We start from the raw sequence: 17687 nt of genomic DNA, 5'->3' as shown, positions 1-17687 counted from the left end.
GTCGACCGCCCGGAGGACGGATCGCGCATCCGTGGATGGACGCCGTCGCAGGCAGCCGGGGGAGGAGCCGGTCCTGATACACTTGACCCGCACTCCGCTCGTCGGAGTGACTCCGCGTGCCCACAGCGCTGCGATCTCGCAGTGCGGCATCCACTCCCAACGGTCCTTTCGGCCGGTCCTCGTGACCTGGAAGGCGGGCGTGTGCCGGGCACCAGGCTCGCCGGCCGCAGGCCGGCGCGAACATAACCGCAAGAGGCGCCCCGGCGCCGGAACAGGAGAACGGCCATGGCCGTCGTCACCATTCGCCAGCTGCTCGACAGCGGCGTCCACTTCGGGCACCAGACCCGCCGGTGGAACCCGAAAGTCAAGCGCTTCATCCTCACGGAGCGCAGCGGCATCCACATCATCGACCTGCAGCAGTCGCTCGCGTACATCGACAAGGCGTACGAGTTCGTCCGCGAGACCGTCGCCCACGGTGGCACGGTCCTCTTCGTGGGCACCAAGAAGCAGGCGCAGGAAGTCATCGCCGAGCAGGCCACGCGCGTCGGCCAGCCGTACGTCAACCAGCGCTGGCTGGGCGGCCTCCTCACCAACTTCTCGACGGTTTCCAAGCGACTGGCCCGTATGAAGGAGCTCGAAGAGCTCAACTTCGACGACCCGGCAGCGAGCGGCTTCACCAAGAAGGAGCTCCTGCTCAAGAAGCGCGAGCTCGACAAGCTGCACAAGTCGCTCGGCGGCATCCGCAACCTCCAGAAGACGCCGTCGGCGATCTGGGTCGTCGATGCCAAGCGCGAGCACCTCGCCATCGACGAGGCCTCGAAGCTCGGCATCCCGGTGATCGGCATCCTCGACACCAACGCCGACCCGGACGAGTTCCAGTACCCGATCCCCGGCAACGACGACGCGATCCGCTCGGTGAGCCTGCTCACGCGCATCATCGCCGACGCGGCCGCCGAGGGTCTCATCCAGCGCCACCAGCCCACCGACGAGACCGCCGACGCCGAGCCCCTGGCCGACTGGGAGCGCGAGCTGCTCGAGCAGGGCACTCCCGTCACCGGTGACGCCGAGGTCTCCGAGGCCGCGACGGCCACCGAGGCCGACGCTGCCGGCGCCGCCGCCCACGACGAGGCGATCGCCGCCGCCGCGGACGACTCCGCCGCCGCGGACGACTCCGCCGCCGTCGTCGCCGAGGCTGAGGCCGAGGCATCCGCCGGTGACGCCGAGGCTGCTGCCGACGCCACCGAGTCCGCGGTCGCCGACGTCACCGATGCCGCCGAGGCATCTGACGCCACCAAGTAAGGCTCTTCATCAGCACCGCCTCGGCGGGGCCGCGCCGCGGTCCCGCCGAGGCACCCCCGAACTCACACAATCAAGGAGCCGCCACCCATGGCAAACTTCACGATCGCTGACATCAAGGCCCTGCGGGACCAGCTCGGCACGGGCATGGTCGACACGAAGAAGGCGCTCGAAGAGGCCGACGGCGACGTCGAGAAGGCCGTCGAGATCCTGCGCCTGAAGGGCGCGAAGGGCAACGCCAAGCGTGCCGACCGCTCCACGAGCGAGGGCCTCGTGGCCGCTCGCGAGGCGGAGGGCAAGGTCACGCTGATCGAGCTCGCGTGCGAGACCGACTTCGTGGCGAAGAACGACCGTTTCGTCGCACTGGCCGACAAGGTCGCGGATGCCGCAGCCGCCGTCGCCGCCGACTCGGTGGAGGCCGCTCTCGCAGCGCCCGCCGAATCGCAGACCGTCGCTCAGCTGATCGACGACGAGGCCGCGATCATCGGCGAGAAGGTCGAGCTGCGTCGTGTGCGCACGCTGTCGGGCGACAAGTTCGAGGTCTACCTCCACAAGACGAGCAAGGACCTTCCCCCACAGGTCGGTGTCGTCCTCGCCTATTCGGGCGACGACGCCGAGACGGCTCGCAGCCTCGCGCAGCACATCTCGTTCGCGAACCCGTCGTACCTGACGCGCGACGAGGTCCCCGAGGCCGAGGTCGAGAAGGAGCGGGAGATCGTCACCGAGATCTCGCGCAACGAGGGCAAGCCCGAGGCGGCTCTTCCGAAGATCGTCGAGGGACGCGTCAACGCGTTCTTCAAGCAGGTCTCGCTTCTCGATCAGGACTACGCGAAGGACAACAAGCAGTCCGTCGCCCAGGTCGCCAAGGACGCCGGTCTCACCCTGACGGGCTTCGCCCGCTTCAAGGTCGGCGCCTGACCCGCTGAAGAGGCCCGCATCGTCCGCGATGCGGGCCTTTTCTCATGCCCTTCGGTAGTTTGTCGTCAACGAGAGGACCACAGTGATCAACGAGACCACCGGACGCCGTCGCGTCCTCCTGAAGCTTTCCGGGGAGGCGTTCGGAGCCGGCCAGCTCGGCGTCAACCCCGACGTGGTGGGCCAGATGGCCCGCGAGATCGCCGCGGCGGTCGACCGGGTCGAGATCGCCGTCGTCGTCGGCGGCGGGAACTTCTTCCGCGGCGCGGAGCTGAGCCAGCGGGGCATGGACCGCGGGCGCGCCGACTACATGGGCATGCTCGGCACCGTCATGAACGCTCTGGCGCTGCAGGACTTCCTCGAGCAGGCGGGCGCCGCGACGCGGGTGCAGTCCGCGATCTCGATGACGCAGGTGGCGGAGCCGTACATCCCGCGTCGCGCGGAGCGCCATATGGAGAAGGGGCGCGTCGTGATCTTCGGCGCCGGTGCGGGCCTGCCGTACTTCTCGACCGACACCGTCGCCGCCCAGCGCGCTCTCGAGATCGGCGCGCAGGAGGTGCTGGTGGCGAAGAACGGCGTGGACGGCGTGTACACCGCCGATCCCAAGAAGGATGCCTCGGCCACCCGCATCGACCGGATCACATACCTCGATGCCCTCCAGCGCGGGCTCAAGGTCGTGGACTCGACGGCGTTCAGCCTGTGCATGGACAACAAGATGGACATGCGGGTCTTCGGCATGGAGCCGGCTGGAAATGTGACCCGCGCACTCCTCGGGGATTCCATCGGCACGCTCGTCACGGCGTGACGCCCGCCCGCCGATACACTTGACCCGCCCCATCAACGCGAAGGAGACACTGTGATCGCGGACGTCTTGAATGATGCCCGAGCGCGCATGGACCGCGCCGTCGAGGCTGCGAAGGAGGACTTCGCCACCGTGCGCACGGGACGGGCGAACCCGCAGCTGTTCCAGAAGATCCTCGTCGACTACTACGGCACCCCCACGCCGCTGGCACAGCTGGCTTCGCTGAACAACACCGAGGCGCGCACCCTCGTCGTCACCCCATACGACAAGTCGGCCCTGAAGGCGATCGAGCAGGCCATCCGCGACCAGCCGAACCTCGGTGCGAATCCCACCAACGACGGCAACATCGTACGGGTCACGCTGCCCGAGCTGACGGCCGAGCGTCGCAAGGAGTTCGTCAAGATCGTGCGCTCCAAGGGCGAGGACGCCAAGGTGCACGTCCGCGGCATCCGTCGCAAGGCGAAGGACGATCTGGACGCTCTCAAGAGCGATGTCGGGGAGGACGAGCTCGGCCGCGCCGAGAAGGAGCTCGACACGCTCACGCGCACCCACGTCGACGCCATCGACGAGGCTCTCAAGCGCAAAGAGGCCGAGCTTCTCGAGGTCTGAGAAACCGCCCATGACCGACGCATCCGGAGGAGCCGGGAGCGGCAGCGAGTCCCACGACCTCCCGCTCACACGCCGAGAGCTCCACGAAGCCCGGCGTGAGGAGGCCGACGCCCGCCGTGCGCTGGACCCCAACGATCCTGCGGCGGTCCTGCAGTCCCATATCCGTGCCGCGCGCAGCGAGCTGGAGAGTCAGGTCGCTCAGGCACGGGCCGAGTTCGACGAGGCCAACGAGCGCATCAAGGCGCGCACCGGCCGCGACCTGATCCTGGCGATCCTCATCGGACTCGCGATCGGCGCCGTGCTGCTCGGGTCGCTGCTCTTCGTCAAGTGGGCGTTCCTGATCTTCGCTCTCGCAGCGGTCCTGCTGGCGATCTTCGAGTTCTCGCGCGCGCTCAGCGCGAGCGGCCGGCGGGTCGACCTCGTTCCTCAGCTGATCGCAGGCGCGGTGGTCGTGCTCGGAGCCTACTTCGTGGACGCCTGGCTCCAGTGGATCGTGCTCTTCGTCGTCCTGGCGGTCGTGGTGGTGTGGCGCCTGGTGGCGCAGATGGCGACGAACGACGACCGAACCTACGGGATGGTGCTCGGTGACGTCCTCGTGGGGGCGTTCATCCAGCTCTACGTCTCTTTCCTCGCGAGCCTGTGCATCGTGCTGCTCGCGCAGGACGGCGGCGAGTGGTGGGTGCTGGCGTTCATCATCGTCGCCGTCGCGGTCGACACCGGCGCCTATGTCGCGGGGATCTCGTTCGGCAAGCACCCGATGGCGCCGCGCATCAGCCCCAAGAAGACGTGGGAGGGCTTCGCCGGTGCGGCCGCCGCGGCCGTGATCGCGGGCGTGCTGACCGGCATGTACATGCTCGGCCTGGAGTGGTGGATGGGCGTCGTGCTCGGGCTGCTGGTCCTCGGGACGGCGACAGCGGGCGATCTCGGCGAGTCGATGATCAAGCGCGACCTCGGCATCAAGGACATGAGCTCTTGGCTTCCTGGCCACGGCGGGGTGCTCGACAGGCTCGACTCGATCCTTCCGTCGACCGTCGCCGCGCTCGCGCTCTACTACCTCTTCACACCGATCGTCTCCGGGACGGTGCCATCATGACGACTTCCGAGGCGCAGTCGCGCGTCTCGTTCCCCGAGGCCCGAGGGCGCGAGAAGGGGTACGAGAAGGGCGCGGTCGACGAGTTCCTCGACCGGGCGCGCGCATCGTTCGAGGCCGGAGCCGACGATCTCACCTCGGCCGACGTCCGCCGGGTCGCCTTCCCGCTGGTGCGCCACGGCTACACGATCGCATCGGTCGACGCCGCCCTCGGGCGGATCGAGGATGCCTTCGCCGCGCGCGAGCGCACCACGGCGATGTCTCGCGCCGGGGCTCGGGAGTGGGTCGGGCACACGCGCGAGACCGCCCAGACGGTCCTCGATCGGCTTTCGCGACCCCGGCGTCAGCGCTTCGACACCGTCTCCGCGCTGCGCTACGGCTATCGGATCGATGAGGTCGACCTCGTCTCCGACAAGATCGCGCGCTACCTCGAGACCGGCGACGCGCTCACGGTCGAGCAGGTGCGCTCGGTCGCCTTCCGCATGCAGCGCGGGGGCTACCGCGAGGTGCAGGTGGACGCCGTCCTCGATGCCGTCGTAGAGGTCATGCTCGCGGTGCGCTGAGACCGGCTTCGTCGCGGATGGCAGGGTCGAGCGGGCATGGCTAGAATCGGGACCACTGTGACTTCCGGAACCGACCTGACCCCGACTCGGCGCACCCGTCGTCCGGCAGTGTCGACCGTTGCGGAAGCACCCCTGCACGCGCGATCGCGTCCGGCTCCGAAGCGCACCCGGTGGTCGCGTCGGCGCGGTGTCCTCGGCGTGTTCGCCGCCTTCGCGGCCGTCGGGTTCGTCGCCGCGTACATCGGCCCGACGGGGCTCGCCCTGGCCGAGGCGAACGCCGAGGAGCACCCGCCCATCTCGCTGTACGCCAGCTCGCTCGGCGACGTCCAGCGTCTCCTCGCGGAGGAGGACGCGGCACCGGCAGAGCCTGCGGTGCTGGATCGCGACAGCTACACCGTGTACGTCAAGCCCAAGCCCACACCCACGCCCACCGCGCAGCCCAAGTCGACGAGCACGTCCTCCTCCGGAGGCGGGTGGCGCCCGCCGTTCGTCACGCCCGATCCCGGATCGGCCCAGGCCATCGCCTACGAGATGGTGCTGGCGCGGGGGTGGGGCGAGGATCAGTTCGCCTGCCTGGTGGCGCTGTGGAACAAGGAGTCGGGGTGGCGCGTGAACGCGTACAACGCGGGCAGCGGCGCCTACGGCATCCCTCAATCCCTTCCCGGCAGCAAGATGGCCTCCGCGGGTGCCGACTGGGAGACGAACCCCGCGACGCAGATCACCTGGGGCCTGGGGTACATCGGCGGCCGCTATGGAACGCCCTGCGGCGCCTGGGACCATTCGCAGCGGGTCGGCTGGTACTGAGTCATGCCGCGGTCCAACCGTCGCCGATCCGATCACAGCGGCGATGAATCCTTCGAGCGCCTGCTGGCGGGCTGGAAGCGGACCGAGGTGCGGCGCGGCGTGCAGTGGACCGTGCAGCCGGTCTCGGCCGCACAGGCTCAGAAAAGTTACACGTGCCCGGGGTGCGGTCGCGGGATCGAGGCGGGAGTCGCGCATCTCGTCGCGTGGCGAGCGGATGGCGTGCTGGGCGACTCCGCCGACCTGGCGGCGCGGCGGCACTGGCATCAGCACTGTTGGAAGGTGGCCTGACATGGAGATTCGCGGACCGATGCTGCTGCCGGCGCGGCGAGAGGACATCGAGCTGGAGACGCTCGACGGGCTGACGCTGGTCGGAGAGCTCGCGCTCCCCGAGGGCCGCGATCCGGTGGCGACCCTGGTCACGCTGCATCCGCTGCCGACCGCGGGCGGCTTCATGGACTCGCACATCCTCCGCAAGGCCGCCGCCCGCCTGCCCGCTTTGGCGGATCTGGCTGTCCTGCGCTTCAACACCCGCGGAACCACCTCGCCACGGGGAACGAGCGAGGGCGCGTTCGACGGAGGCCGGGCCGAGGCCTTCGACCTCGCCGCCGCCATGGACTTCGTGACCGAGCGCGGTCTGCCGCGCCCGTGGCTGGTCGGCTGGTCCTTCGGCACTGAGCTCGCGTTGAAATACGGGCGGGATCATCCGATCGAGGGAACGGTGCTGCTCTCGCCGCCGCTGCATCGGGCGACCGACGACGAGGTGGCGGCATGGGCGGGGGAGACCCGTCCGCTCGTCGTCCTGGTGCCCGAGTTCGACGACTACCTGCGACCGGATGCCGCAGCTCAGCGCTTCGCCGTCGTGCCCGAGGCGGTGCTGATCCCGGTGGAAGGCGGAAAGCACCTCTGGGTGGGCGAGAGCCAGACCCGCCGCGTGCTCACCGAGATCGTCGCCGCCGTCAACCCCGACGCGCTGCCGCTCGCCACCGAGTGGCACGGCGCGATCGTGGCGGAGGCCTGACGGATCACCTCTCGTTCTGTCGCGGGATCACCACCTGGCGATAGATGATCAGGATGCTGGCGGCGACGGGAATCGCGACGAGGGCGCCGAGAAGGCCCAGGAGCGACCCTCCCGCGAGGGCGGCGATGACCACGACGGCTCCCGGCACCGCGACGGCCCGTCCCATGATGCGCGGCGAGATCACGTAGGCCTCGATCTGCATGTACACCAGGTAGTAGATCGCGGCGATGAGCGCGATGGTCGGCGAGCCGAGGCCGAGGCACGTGAGCACGATGATCGTCGATCCGGTGAGCGTGCCCACCAGGGGGATCAGCGAGAAGAAGAAGGCGATGACCGCGAGGACAGCGGGGAAGGGCGCCCCGATGATCGAGAGGAAGATGGCGCTCAGCACGCCATTGATGACGCCGAGGCTGACCTGCCCGATGACGTAGTAGCCGACGGAGTCGGTGATCTGCTCGCCGAGGTCGATGAACCGAGCCCGCTTGGAGGCGGGGACCAGCTGATAGACGGAGCGCTTCAGGCTGGGTGTCGACGCGGTGAAGTAGATCGTCAGGATCAGGATGATGAACGCCCCCGCGAACCCCGCCAGGATGGTTCCACCGATCACGATGATGCTCTCGCCGATCGTTCCGCCGATCGCGCCGTAGTCGAGGGAGTTGAGCCACTCCTGCACGTACTCGAAGACGTCGTCCACCCTCAACAAGGGGAAGGTGTCGGTCATCCACTCCCGCAGCTCGCCCACCGGATCCCACTGCCCGTCGTCGAAGAGCTCCTGGATCGCCGCGACCAGCTGTCCCACCTGCTCCACGATGATCGGGACGATCATGAGGATGATGCCTGCGAAGGCGGCCAGCACACCGAGGATGGTCACCAGAACGGCCGCCCACCGAGGCAGCTTCCGCCGTTCCAGCCAGCCGACGATCGGGTCCAGTCCGAGCGAGAGGAACAGCGCCGTGCCGACGTACAGCAGGATCGTCGACAGCGTCTGAACACTGCCGATGAGCAGGAGCCCGAGTCCGACGCCCAGCGTGCCGACGAACGCCACGCGGAACGGATTGTGGATCTTCACGGACGGACCCCTCCCTCGGCGCGCACGCGCCGGTGTCTGTTCCGTCAGGATACGCACGACCCGCGTTCAGCCCCGGCAATGGCGCCTCCCGGGGCGCTTTCAGGTCGGGACCGCTAGGCTGAAATGTCGAATCGAAGGGCGCCGCCGTGTCTGCGCGCCCTCGGAAAGGTGTTATTCGTGCGTTTCGTGTGGGCCGTGGCGGCTTTCGTGCTCGCCGCCGTGATGATCGGGGCGGGCATCGCCCAGCGGACGATCTTCCAGGGACCCCGGACCGAGACCGCGACGATCTCGGTCGAGGACGACGCCCCGTACCTTCTGATCGATGGCGCGGTTCTCAACCAGCTGCCGGGAACGCAGACGCTGCGCGCCCGAGGAGAGGGCGAGATCTTCGCCTCGTACGGCCGTACGGCCGACGTCCAAGCATGGCTGGCCGACACCGAGTACAACCACGTCACCCTCGAGGACGCGGACGCGGTCGAGACCACGCTCGTCGAGCCGCAGCCGACCGAGACCGGCGCCGCGACCGAGCCGGCCGAAGGCGAAGCCGCAGAGGGCGAGGCAGCGCCTGAGGAGGCGGCGGAAGAAGGATCGACGGATGCCGCGACCGAGGCCCCGCTGCGCGACCCGGTCGGTTCCGACCTGTGGCTCGACGAGTACCAGCAGGCCGACCTGCTCATCGCGCCGCTTCAGCTTCCCGAAGAGATGAGCGTCCTCATCGCGACCGACGGGCAGGCCGCTGCGCCGGCAGCCGTGTCGGTGTCATGGCCGCTTCGGACCTCGACTCCGTGGGCGGGTCCGCTCATCGTCGGTGGCAGCATTCTCATGGCGGTCGGCGTCTTCCTCTACATCCTCGGCATCCGTCATGCGCGTCGCTCGCGCGGACCGCGTCGCAAGGGTCTTCCGCTCGCGGTGACGGAGCCCATCGACCTCGCTGTCGAGGGCGCCGACAAGGGCGTGATCAGCAGCTCGGGCTCGCGTCGCGCGGTCACCGGCGGTCGCCGGGCGTTCGCCGTCGTCCCTGCGGTGGCCGTGTCTGCACTGCTGTTCACCGGCTGTTCGGCCGATGCCTGGCCGCAGTTGGTCCCCAGCGCGACGCCGACGCCGACCGCGACGGTGGTGGCACCGGAGGGGCAGCAGCAGCCTGCCGTCACGAAGGCTCAGGCGGAGCGCATCCTCACGCGCATCTCCGCGACCGTGGCGGACGCCGATGCGGCCCTCGATGCCGACCTCGCCGCCACCCGCTTGGAGGGGGCGGCGCTCGAAGCACGCAAGACGAACTACAAGCTGCGTGCCGCCATCTCGGACTACACCGTCCCGCCGGCGATCCTGGCAAAGCCGCTCGAGGTCATCCTTCCCCAGGCCTTCGAGGGCTGGCCGCGCTCGTTCATCGCCGTCGCCGACGACGACGCCTCGAAGACCTCCAGCATCATGGTGATGACGCAGCAGGACGCATGGTCCGACTACAAGCTGTCCTACGTCGCCAGCCTGGAGGCGTCGACGACCCTTCCGGAGCTGGCCCCCGCCTACATCGGGGCGCCGCAGGTCGAGCCGGACTCGCCCTTCCTGCTCATGCCGCCCGAGGAGGTCGCGGCAGCGTATTCCGACGTGATCAACAACGGCGAGGACAGCGCGTACTATCCGATGTTCGAAGCCGAGGGTGATCAGCTCCGTGCGAGCATCGCCGCGGATCGTCAGCGACGGCTCGACGACTTCAATCAGACCGGAGCGGGCACCGGGACGCTCGAGTTCCAGTCCGGTCCGGGAGCGCAGGAGTCGTTCGCACTCGCCACGATCGAAAGCGGCGCGATCGTCGCCGTGAACATCAACGAGACCGACACCGCCAAGCCGACGAACCCCGACGCCGTCATCAAGACCGACAACACCCCGACGGTCAAGACGCTCTCCGGCGCCGACCAGTCGGCGACCGGGTTCTTCACGACGTTCAGCGATCAGGTCTTCTTCTACGTGCCCGGCCCCGGATCGAACGAGAAGATCCGTCTGCTGGGCTATTCCTCCGACATCCTCGACGCGAAGGTGATCTCGTGAGCGATCCCGCCCTCGGCCCGGCTCTGCGCGGCGCCGTCGACCTCTCGACCCTGCGCAATCGGCCCGCGGCACCGTCCGCCGCCGATGCGCCCGCAGCACCCGGCGGAGGGGGTGGTGTCGTGGTTCCCTCACTCGTGATCGACGTCACGGACGAGACCTTCCCGCAGGTGCTGGAGCTCTCCCGCACGGTCCCGGTCGTCGTGGACCTGTGGGCCGAATGGTGCGGCCCGTGCAAGCAGCTCAGCCCGGTCCTCGAGCGCGTCGTCACCGAGCTCGCGGGCCGCGTCGTGCTCGCGAAGGTCGACGTGGACGCCAACCCGCAGCTGTCGCAGGCGTTCCGCGCGCAGTCGATCCCCATGGTGGTGGCCCTCGTCGGCGGACAGCCGGTGCCGCTGTTCAACGGCGCCGTCCCCGAGCAGCAGGTCCGTGAGGTCTTCGGTCAGCTGCTGCAGCTCGCAGCCCAGAACGGCGTGACCGGCACGGCATCCGTCGACGGCGACGGCGACGCCGAGCCCGAGACCGCCGTGGAGCCCGCGCTGCCGCCGCTTCACGCAGAGGCGTACGACGCGATCGAGGCCGGCGACTACCCGCGCGCCATCACCGCCTACGAGAAGGCCCTCGCCGAGAATCCGCGCGATGCCGAGGCACGAGCCGGTCTCGGTCAGGTCCGCCTCCTCGATCGGGTCCAGGGCGCCGACCTGCAGGCTGCGCGGTCCGCTGCCGCCGCAGCTCCCACCGATATCGCCGCTCAGCTGACGGTGGCCGACCTCGACGTCGCCGGTGGCCACGTCGAGGACGCCTTCATCCGGCTCCTCGACCTGTTCGCGCAGCTGCCGTCCGACGGGCGTGCGCCCGTGCAGGAGCGCCTGCTCGAGCTCTTCGGTGTCGTCGGCGACGCCGACCCCCGCGTCATCGCCGCGCGGGGCCGGCTCGCGTCGCTGCTGTTCTGACTCGCCCCTCAGCCCTGGGTGGGCGAGGGGATGTGAGCCTCGGGGTCGTGGCGCAGCCACAGCACTCCGAGGGGTGGCAGTACCAGCGAAGCGCGACCGCCGTCGCCCGCATGCACGACGCCGAGATTGCCGACGCCGGATCCGCCGTAGGCCTGCGCATCGGTGTTGAGGATCTCGTGCCACACGCCGCGCTCGGGAAGGTCGAGCTCGTACGACGAGATGGTCTGTCCGGAGAAGTTCGCGACGACCACCACAGCGTTGCCGTGGTGGTCCCGGCGCGCGAAAGCGGTCACGTTCGAGTTCCAGCGCGGAGATCCGAGACGCGTGAATGCCGTCCCATCCGCATCGCGCGACCACAGCGCCGAGTGGGCGCGATAGACGCCGTTGAGCACCGCGACGAAATCGAGAAGCTGCGCGTGCGACGGCTGATCGAGCAGCCACCAGTCCAGTGAGCGACCCTCGGACCACTCCGAGAGCTGTCCGAACTCCTGGCCCATGAACAGCAGCTGCTTGCCCGGGTGACCCCACATGTACGCAAGGAAGGCGCGCATGTTGGCCAGCTTCTGCCAGTGGTCGCCGGGCATGCGTCCGAACAGGCTCCCCTTCCCGTGCACCACCTCGTCGTGGCTGATGGGCAGCACGAAGTTCTCGCTGAAGGCGTAGACGAACGAGAACGAGAGCTCGCCCTCGTGGTGGGACCGGTACATGGGGTCTCGCTTGATGTACTGCAGCGAGTCGTTCATCCAGCCCATGTTCCACTTGAAGCCGAAGCCCAGACCCGCCCGGCTGGTCGGAGCCGTGACACCGGGGAAGCTGGTGGACTCCTCGGCGATCATCGCGATGCCCGGATAGCGCTTGTAGGCGGTGGCGTTGACCTCCTGCAGGAAGCGGATCGCCTCGAGGTTCTCCCGTCCGCCGTGCACGTTCGGGGCCCACTCTCCCTCGTTGCGGGAGTAGTCGAGGTACAGCATGGACGCGACCGCGTCGACACGCAGTCCGTCGACGTGGAACTCCTCGAACCAGTACAGCGCGTTGGCGACGAGGAAGTTCCTCACTTCGTTGCGGCCGTAGTCGAAGATGTAGGTGCCCCAGTCGCGGTGCTCGCCGCGCCGAGGGTCAGGGTGCTCGTAGAGCGGCTCGCCGTCGAACCGGGCGAGCGCGAACGCGTCCTTCGGGAAGTGCCCCGGCACCCAGTCCATGATCACGCCGATGTCGGCCTGGTGCAGCCGGTCGATCAGGTAGCGCAGATCGTCAGGCTGCCCGTAGCGGCTCGTCGGGGCGTAGTAGCCGGTCACCTGATAGCCCCATGATCCGCCGAAGGGATGCTCGGCCAGCGGCAGGAACTCGACGTGCGTGAAACCCTGCGCCGTCACGTACTCGACGATCTCGTCCGCAGCGTCGCGGTACGACAGACCCTGACGCCACGAGCCCAGGTGCAGCTCGTAGACGGACATCGGACTCGAGACCGGAGTGGCGCGCGAGCGACGAGTCATCCAGTCCGTGTCGCGCCAGGTGTAGGCGGACTCCACCACGACGGAGGCCGTCGCCGGCGGCACCTCGGCGAACCGCGCCATCGGGTCGGCCTTGACGGCCCAGTCGCCCCGGCGCCCGAGGATCTCGTACTTGTAGGCCGCGCCGGCGCCCACGCCGGGGATGAAGAGCTCCCACACGCCGCTGCCGCCCATCGAGCGCATCGCATGCCCCTGGCCGTCCCAGCCGTTGAAGTCGCCGACGACCCGCACGGCCCGGGCGTTGGGGGCCCAGACCGTGAACGAGGTGCCGGTCGAGCCGCCCTGCTCGCGCACGTGAGAGCCCAGGACGCGCCACAGTTCCTCGTGGCGGCCTTCGCCTATCAGGTGCAGGTCGAGCTCGCCGATGGTCGGTGAGTGCCGGTACGGGTCGTCCGCGACGTAGTCGGGGCCGTCCTGGTACGAGGCCGACAGGCGGTAGCCCTGAGGTCCCCCCGCGCGCGTTCCCTCCCAGATGCCCGCACGGACATGCTCGAGCGGAACCCGCGTGCCGTCGTCGAAGACAGCCGTGACGCTGCGTGCGAGCGGCCGACGGGCGCGGATGACCAAGGTCGTGCCGCCCTCCGCGTCCGTCTCCGGGTGGATGCCGAGCACCGCATGCGGATCGTGGTGCGAGCCTGCGGCGACTGCGTCGAAGAGCTGTTCGGGAGAGGTCATCGGGACTCCTTGACGTGCAGGATGTGGACCGGCTCGGTGAACGCGTCCAGCATCACGAAGTTGTGATCGGACCACGTCCACTGTGCACCGGTGAGGAGGTCCTCGACCTCGAAGGGAGAGCCCGGCTCGACGCCCCACACACGGGTGTCGAGGTGCACCATCGTCTGGCGGACCGAATGCGGGTCGGTGTTGACGACCACGATGATCGTGTCGCTGCGCCCGTCGGGCGACAGCGCGGCATCCAGGTGCTTGGCGTAGACCAAGATGGCGTCGTCGTCGCTCCAGTGGACGCTGAGGTTGCGCAGCTGCCGCAGGGCCGGGTGGTCGCGACGGATCTCGTTGAGGCGCGTCAGGAATGGAGCGAGCGAGTCGCCGCGTTCCATCGCGCCCGCCCAGTCACGGAACTTGTACTCGTACTTCTCGTTGTCGATGTTCTCTTCCGAGCCTGGCCGTGCCACGTTCTCGTACAGCTCGTAGCCCGCGTACACCCCGTACGTCGGCGCAGCCGTCGCGGCGATGGCGGCGCGGATCCGGTAGGCCGGCCGCCCTCCGAACTGGAGGTACTCGGTCAGGATGTCGTGGGTGTTGACGAAGAGATTCGGGCGCAGGAAATCGGCCGTCTCATGGGCGACGGACGAGAGGAACTCCTCGAGCTCCTCCTTGGTGTTGCGCCAGGTGAAGTAGGAGTAGCTCTGCTGGAATCCGACGGCGGCGAGGCTCTGCATCACGGCCGGGCGGGTGAAGGCCTCCGAGAGGAAGATCACCTCGGGATTCTCGGCGTTCACCGTGGCGATGAGCCACTCCCAGAACTGCAGCGGCTTGGTGTGCGGGTTGTCGACCCGGAAGATCTTCACGCCCTGCGCCACCCAGTGGCGCACGATGCGCAGGACCTCCGCGTAGATCCCGTCCGGATCGCGGTCGAAGTTGACCGGGTAGATGTCCTGATACTTCTTCGGCGGGTTCTCGGCATAGGCGATGGTGCCGTCGGGAAGGACCGTGAACCACTCCGGGTGCGCGGTCACCCACGGGTGATCGGGCGAGGCCTGCAGGGCGAGGTCGAGCGCGACCTCCATGCCGTTGCCCGCCGCCGCGCGGATGAACGCGCGGAAGTCAGCCGGCGTGCCGAGATCGGAGTGGATGGCGTCGTGACCGCCATCTGCGGCGCCGATCGCATAGGGGGAGCCGGGGTCACCCGGATGGGCCTGGAGCGTGTTGTTGCGACCCTTGCGGTTCGTCTGGCCGATCGGATGGATCGGGGGCAGATAGACGACGTCGAAGCCCATCGCCGCGACATCCGGAAGACGCTTCATGGCACTGCGGAAGGTGCCGCTCTTGACGGTGCCGTCCTTGAGCTGCTTGGCACCCTCGGAGCGGGGGAAGAACTCGTACCAGGCGCCGACGCCGGCGCGCTCGCGCTCGACCAGCAGCTCGTGGTCATCGGCGACGGTGACCAGCGACATCAGCGGCCGATCGGCGAAGAATGTGCCGATGGCGGAGTCGTTGACGATCTCGAGCGCCGCCTCATCACTCACCCCCGCGTCGCGCAGAGCGGATGCCGCGTCCGTGAGTCGCTGGCGCTGTGGAGCCGGCCGCGACCTCTCGGCCGCCGCGCGCGTGAACAGCAGAGCGCCCAGCTCGCGCATCACCTCGGCGTCGACGCCCGCCGCGATCTTCAGGTCTGCGGCATGCTGCCAGGTCGCGAAGTCGTCGCCGAACGACTCGAAGCGGAAGCGCCAGACGCCCTCCTCGAGCACGGCGACTTCGGTCTGCCAGCCGTCCAGGCCGTCGCCGAGAGCGCGCAGCCGATGCAGCGACTCGTCACCGGAGGGCGAGAAGAGCCTCAGGTGGACGCCGATACGGTCGTGCCCTTCCCGGAATGCCGTCACGCGGAACGGGACGATCTCCTGGACATAGGCCTTCGGCCGGTAGTCACCCCACGGAACGGCGGGCGACGGCTTCGCGAGCGGAATCCGTCGCGTCGTCGTTGCTCGCCCGGCCTCGAGAGCTCGGGCATCGCGGACAGGGATGGCTGATGCGCTCCGCCACGGGCGGGAGCGCGCGGAGCGCGTCGACGTGACCACGTCTCGAACCTACCCTGCCCCCGGGCAGGCTTCACAGGAGACCCACTCCGGCCCCGGGGGGCTTGACAGGACCTCCACCCGCGTGCCTTGCGTCACTCGGCCCGGAAGAGGTGCATGGCGGTCCCGGGCAGAGCGATGGACTCGCCCGGCGCGTGATGCGTGCCGTGCGTGGCGGGCGCCTCTTCCGCGCTCGACCAGAGCGAGACGAACCGCGTCACGCCGTCGATCTCGGGAAGGGTGACGTCGACCGGGCGCTCGGTCCCGTGGACCATGAGCAGTACGCGATTGAACTCCTCGGTCTCGGGCGTCGACGCCGCGACGTACTGGAGCGTGCGATGGGCCGGATCGGTCCACCGGTCGATCGACATCGTGCGACCGTGCTCGTCGTACCACTCCATGACCGAGGCCGACGGTGTCTGCCCCTCCAGCCTCGCGAAGCGCATCGGCCTGAGCGCGGGGTTCTCACGACGCATGCGCAGCAGATGACGAACATGCGCATGGAGCTCGAGCTGCCAGTCCGCGTGCTCCCAGGCGAGCCAGGTCAAGGCCGAGTCGTGGCAGTACGCGTTGTTGTTGCCGCGCTGTGTCCTGCCGAATTCGTCTCCGGCGGTGAGCATGGGCACGCCCGCGGAGAGCAGGAGCGTGCCGAGCAGGTTGCGCATCGCCTTGCGGCGGGTGGCGAGGATGTGCGGATCGTCGGTCGGGCCCTCTGCGCCGTGGTTGAAGGAGCGATTCGTGTCCGCGCCGTCCCGGTTGTGCTCGCCGTTGCCGAGGTTGTGCTTGACGTCGTAGCTCACGAGGTCGCGCAGGGTGAACCCGTCGTGCGCCGTGACGAAGTTGACCCCGGCCAGAGGGCCGCGATCGGAGCTGAACGTGTTGGCCGAGCCGGCCAGCCGGGTCGCGAAGCCGCCGATGCCCACCGGTGAGGTCGAGGCCCGGCGGGCGTAGTCGACATCGCTCAGCCAGAAGTTGCGGACGCGGTCGCGGTAGCGGTCGTTCCACTCGCTCCAGCCGTCGCCGAAGTTGCCGGTCTGCCAGCCGCCCATGCCGACATCCCACGGCTCGGCGATCTTCTTCACGCCCTCCAGCGCCGGGTCGTCGACGATGGCCCGCAGCAGCGGATGGTCGGGGGTGAACGAGTGGGACGCGTCGCGGCCGAGCGTGGCGGCCAGGTCGAAGCGGAAGCCGTCGATCTGCACCTCCTGCGCCCAGTACCGCAGCGAGTCGAGGACCAACCGCGCGGCGGCGTCGGTCGAGGTGTCGAGGGAGTTGCCGCAGCCGGTGACGTCGATGTACGCGCCGTCGTCCTGCTGCCGGTAGTAGGCGCGATTGTCGATGCCGCGCAGACTCGAGCGGGGACCGCCGATGCCTTCCTCGGCGGTGTGGTTGTAGACGACGTCGAGGATCACCTCGAGACCCGCCTCGTGAAGAAGGCGCACCATTCCCTTGAACTCGCGCAGGACCGCCTCGGGCCCCTGGCGGCGCGCGTCCTCCGTCGCATACTCGGCGTGAGGTGCGAAGAAGTTGAGCGTGTTGTAGCCCCAGTAGTTCGTCAGTCCATGCTGGAGAAGGCGCGGCTCGGTCGCGAACGCGTGGACCGGCAGGAGCTGGATGCTGGTGACGCCGAGATCGAGGAAGTGCTGCACCATCGCCGGATGCGCGAGTCCGGCGTAGGTGCCGCGCAGCGCGCCCGGAACGTCGGGGTGCCGCTTGGAGAGGCCCTTCAGGTGACCTTCGTAGACGACCGTGCGGTCCATGGGCACGGCGGGCTTGGTGACACCGCCCCAGTCGAAGGATCCGTCGACCACGGCCGAACGCCACCCGTCATATCCGGTGCGGACCAGTCCGCGAGCGTACGGATCAAGGAGGAGCGTTCCCCGATTGAACGTGTTCCCGGGAGCCTGCGGGCCGTCCACCCGGACGCCGTAGCGCACGCCGGCGCGGAGGAGCGGCGTGGTCGCCGACCATACGCCCTCGCCCGTCCGGGTGAGGGCGACGGTGTCCGTGATCCAGTCGAGGTCGGTGTCGTCGAACATCACGAGTTCGACCGACTCGGCGGCTGAGGACCAGACCCGCAGCGTGCCGCCGCCGTCGCCCAGCACGACGCCGAGATCGTCGAGCGCGGGGCTGAGCAGGCCCGCGGGGGCGATCGTGGCAGCGCCGTCCGGGGTGACCATGCCGACTACCATAACCATGGAGCGGGCATGCGTCGTGACGGGACCCGGTTCCGGGCACGCCGGTACTGGGCGTCAGGCGCA

Annotated in this window: 15 protein-coding genes; 11 read left to right on the top strand and 4 right to left on the bottom strand. The window is 69.0% G+C overall.

The genetic code is table 11. The features are described from left to right. Window positions 1-285 precede the first annotated feature (285 nt). From rpsB to WYM_RS01870, 9 genes are all read left to right on the top strand, one after another. The gene (rpsB, locus tag WYM_RS01910) at window positions 286-1299 is read left to right on the top strand and encodes a 30S ribosomal protein S2 (RefSeq protein WP_019179131.1); all 1014 of its coding nucleotides are present in this window, start codon (window positions 286-288) and stop codon (window positions 1297-1299) included. A gap of 87 nt (window positions 1300-1386) precedes the next feature. Then, window positions 1387-2214 (top strand): translation elongation factor Ts, encoded by an 828-nt coding sequence (tsf, locus tag WYM_RS01905; protein WP_019179130.1) that lies wholly within the window; start codon window positions 1387-1389, stop codon window positions 2212-2214. An 82-nt stretch (window positions 2215-2296) separates the two neighbouring features. Beyond that, window positions 2297-3016, top strand: a complete 720-nt coding sequence (gene pyrH, locus WYM_RS01900; RefSeq protein WP_019179129.1) for a UMP kinase — start codon at window positions 2297-2299, stop codon at window positions 3014-3016. A 51-nt stretch (window positions 3017-3067) separates the two neighbouring features. Beyond that, the gene (gene frr, locus WYM_RS01895) at window positions 3068-3622 is read left to right on the top strand and encodes a ribosome recycling factor (RefSeq protein WP_019179128.1); all 555 of its coding nucleotides are present in this window, start codon (window positions 3068-3070) and stop codon (window positions 3620-3622) included. 10 nt (window positions 3623-3632) lie between these two features. Continuing rightward, on the top strand, window positions 3633-4715 hold the full coding sequence (locus WYM_RS01890; RefSeq protein WP_019179127.1) for a phosphatidate cytidylyltransferase: 1083 nt from the start codon (window positions 3633-3635) through the stop codon (window positions 4713-4715). After that, window positions 4712-5275 carry a DivIVA domain-containing protein gene (locus WYM_RS01885; protein WP_019179126.1) on the top strand — a complete coding sequence of 188 codons (564 nt, stop codon included), beginning with the start codon at window positions 4712-4714 and terminating at the stop codon, window positions 5273-5275. Before WYM_RS01890 ends, WYM_RS01885 begins: the two co-directional genes overlap by 4 nt. A gap of 57 nt (window positions 5276-5332) precedes the next feature. Next, window positions 5333-6079, top strand: coding sequence for a lytic transglycosylase domain-containing protein (locus WYM_RS01880; RefSeq protein WP_040568963.1), 747 nt, complete (start codon window positions 5333-5335; stop codon window positions 6077-6079). A 3-nt stretch (window positions 6080-6082) separates the two neighbouring features. Beyond that, window positions 6083-6367 carry a hypothetical protein gene (locus tag WYM_RS01875; protein ID WP_019179124.1) on the top strand — a complete coding sequence of 95 codons (285 nt, stop codon included), beginning with the start codon at window positions 6083-6085 and terminating at the stop codon, window positions 6365-6367. Between the two features lies 1 nt (window position 6368). Then, the gene (locus WYM_RS01870) at window positions 6369-7097 is read left to right on the top strand and encodes an alpha/beta hydrolase (RefSeq protein ID WP_019179123.1); all 729 of its coding nucleotides are present in this window, start codon (window positions 6369-6371) and stop codon (window positions 7095-7097) included. A 4-nt stretch (window positions 7098-7101) separates the two neighbouring features. On the opposite strand, the gene WYM_RS01865 is transcribed toward WYM_RS01870, so the two are convergent. Then, on the bottom strand, window positions 7102-8166 hold the full coding sequence (locus tag WYM_RS01865; protein WP_019179122.1) for an AI-2E family transporter: 1065 nt from the start codon (window positions 8164-8166) through the stop codon (window positions 7102-7104). Window positions 8167-8343: 177 nt separating this feature from the next. Between WYM_RS01865 and WYM_RS01860 the strand changes: the two genes are divergently transcribed. Further along, window positions 8344-10212, top strand: coding sequence for a hypothetical protein (locus WYM_RS01860; protein ID WP_019179121.1), 1869 nt, complete (start codon window positions 8344-8346; stop codon window positions 10210-10212). Continuing rightward, window positions 10209-11162, top strand: coding sequence for a tetratricopeptide repeat protein (locus WYM_RS18975; RefSeq protein WP_019179120.1), 954 nt, complete (start codon window positions 10209-10211; stop codon window positions 11160-11162). Before WYM_RS01860 ends, WYM_RS18975 begins: the two co-directional genes overlap by 4 nt. Window positions 11163-11170: 8 nt before the next feature. On the opposite strand, the gene glgB is transcribed toward WYM_RS18975, so the two are convergent. The 3 genes from glgB to glgX form a co-directional block, all read right to left on the bottom strand. Beyond that, window positions 11171-13348 carry a 1,4-alpha-glucan branching protein GlgB gene (gene glgB, locus WYM_RS01845; RefSeq protein ID WP_019179119.1) on the bottom strand — a complete coding sequence of 726 codons (2178 nt, stop codon included), beginning with the start codon at window positions 13346-13348 and terminating at the stop codon, window positions 11171-11173. After that, complete coding sequence (locus tag WYM_RS01840; protein WP_019179118.1) at window positions 13345-15429, bottom strand: maltotransferase domain-containing protein; 2085 nt, start codon at window positions 15427-15429, stop codon at window positions 13345-13347. The genes glgB and WYM_RS01840 overlap by 4 nt, the downstream gene beginning before the upstream one ends. A 92-nt stretch (window positions 15430-15521) precedes the next feature. Further along, the gene (gene glgX / locus WYM_RS01835) at window positions 15522-17606 is read right to left on the bottom strand and encodes a glycogen debranching protein GlgX (protein ID WP_019179117.1); all 2085 of its coding nucleotides are present in this window, start codon (window positions 17604-17606) and stop codon (window positions 15522-15524) included. Window positions 17607-17687 lie beyond the last annotated feature (81 nt).

The sequence above is a fragment of the Microbacterium yannicii PS01 genome, from assembly GCF_000304335.1.
GTDB classification, from domain to species: Bacteria; Actinomycetota; Actinomycetes; order Actinomycetales; family Microbacteriaceae; genus Microbacterium; species Microbacterium yannicii_A.
This window is presented reverse-complemented; position numbering and strand designations above follow the sequence as displayed.

Coding starts and splice junctions, on each gene's coding strand:
- rpsB (WP_019179131.1), top strand. CDS start 286: ATGGCCGTCGTCACCATTCGCCAGCTGCTCGACAGCGGCGTCCACTTC.
- tsf (WP_019179130.1), top strand. CDS start 1,387: ATGGCAAACTTCACGATCGCTGACATCAAGGCCCTGCGGGACCAGCTC.
- WYM_RS01890 (WP_019179127.1), top strand. CDS start 3,633: ATGACCGACGCATCCGGAGGAGCCGGGAGCGGCAGCGAGTCCCACGAC.
- WYM_RS01885 (WP_019179126.1), top strand. CDS start 4,712: ATGACGACTTCCGAGGCGCAGTCGCGCGTCTCGTTCCCCGAGGCCCGA.
- WYM_RS01875 (WP_019179124.1), top strand. CDS start 6,083: ATGCCGCGGTCCAACCGTCGCCGATCCGATCACAGCGGCGATGAATCC.
- WYM_RS01870 (WP_019179123.1), top strand. CDS start 6,369: ATGGAGATTCGCGGACCGATGCTGCTGCCGGCGCGGCGAGAGGACATC.
- glgB (WP_019179119.1), bottom strand. CDS start 13,348: ATGACCTCTCCCGAACAGCTCTTCGACGCAGTCGCCGCAGGCTCGCAC.
- glgX (WP_019179117.1), bottom strand. CDS start 17,606: ATGGTCACCCCGGACGGCGCTGCCACGATCGCCCCCGCGGGCCTGCTC.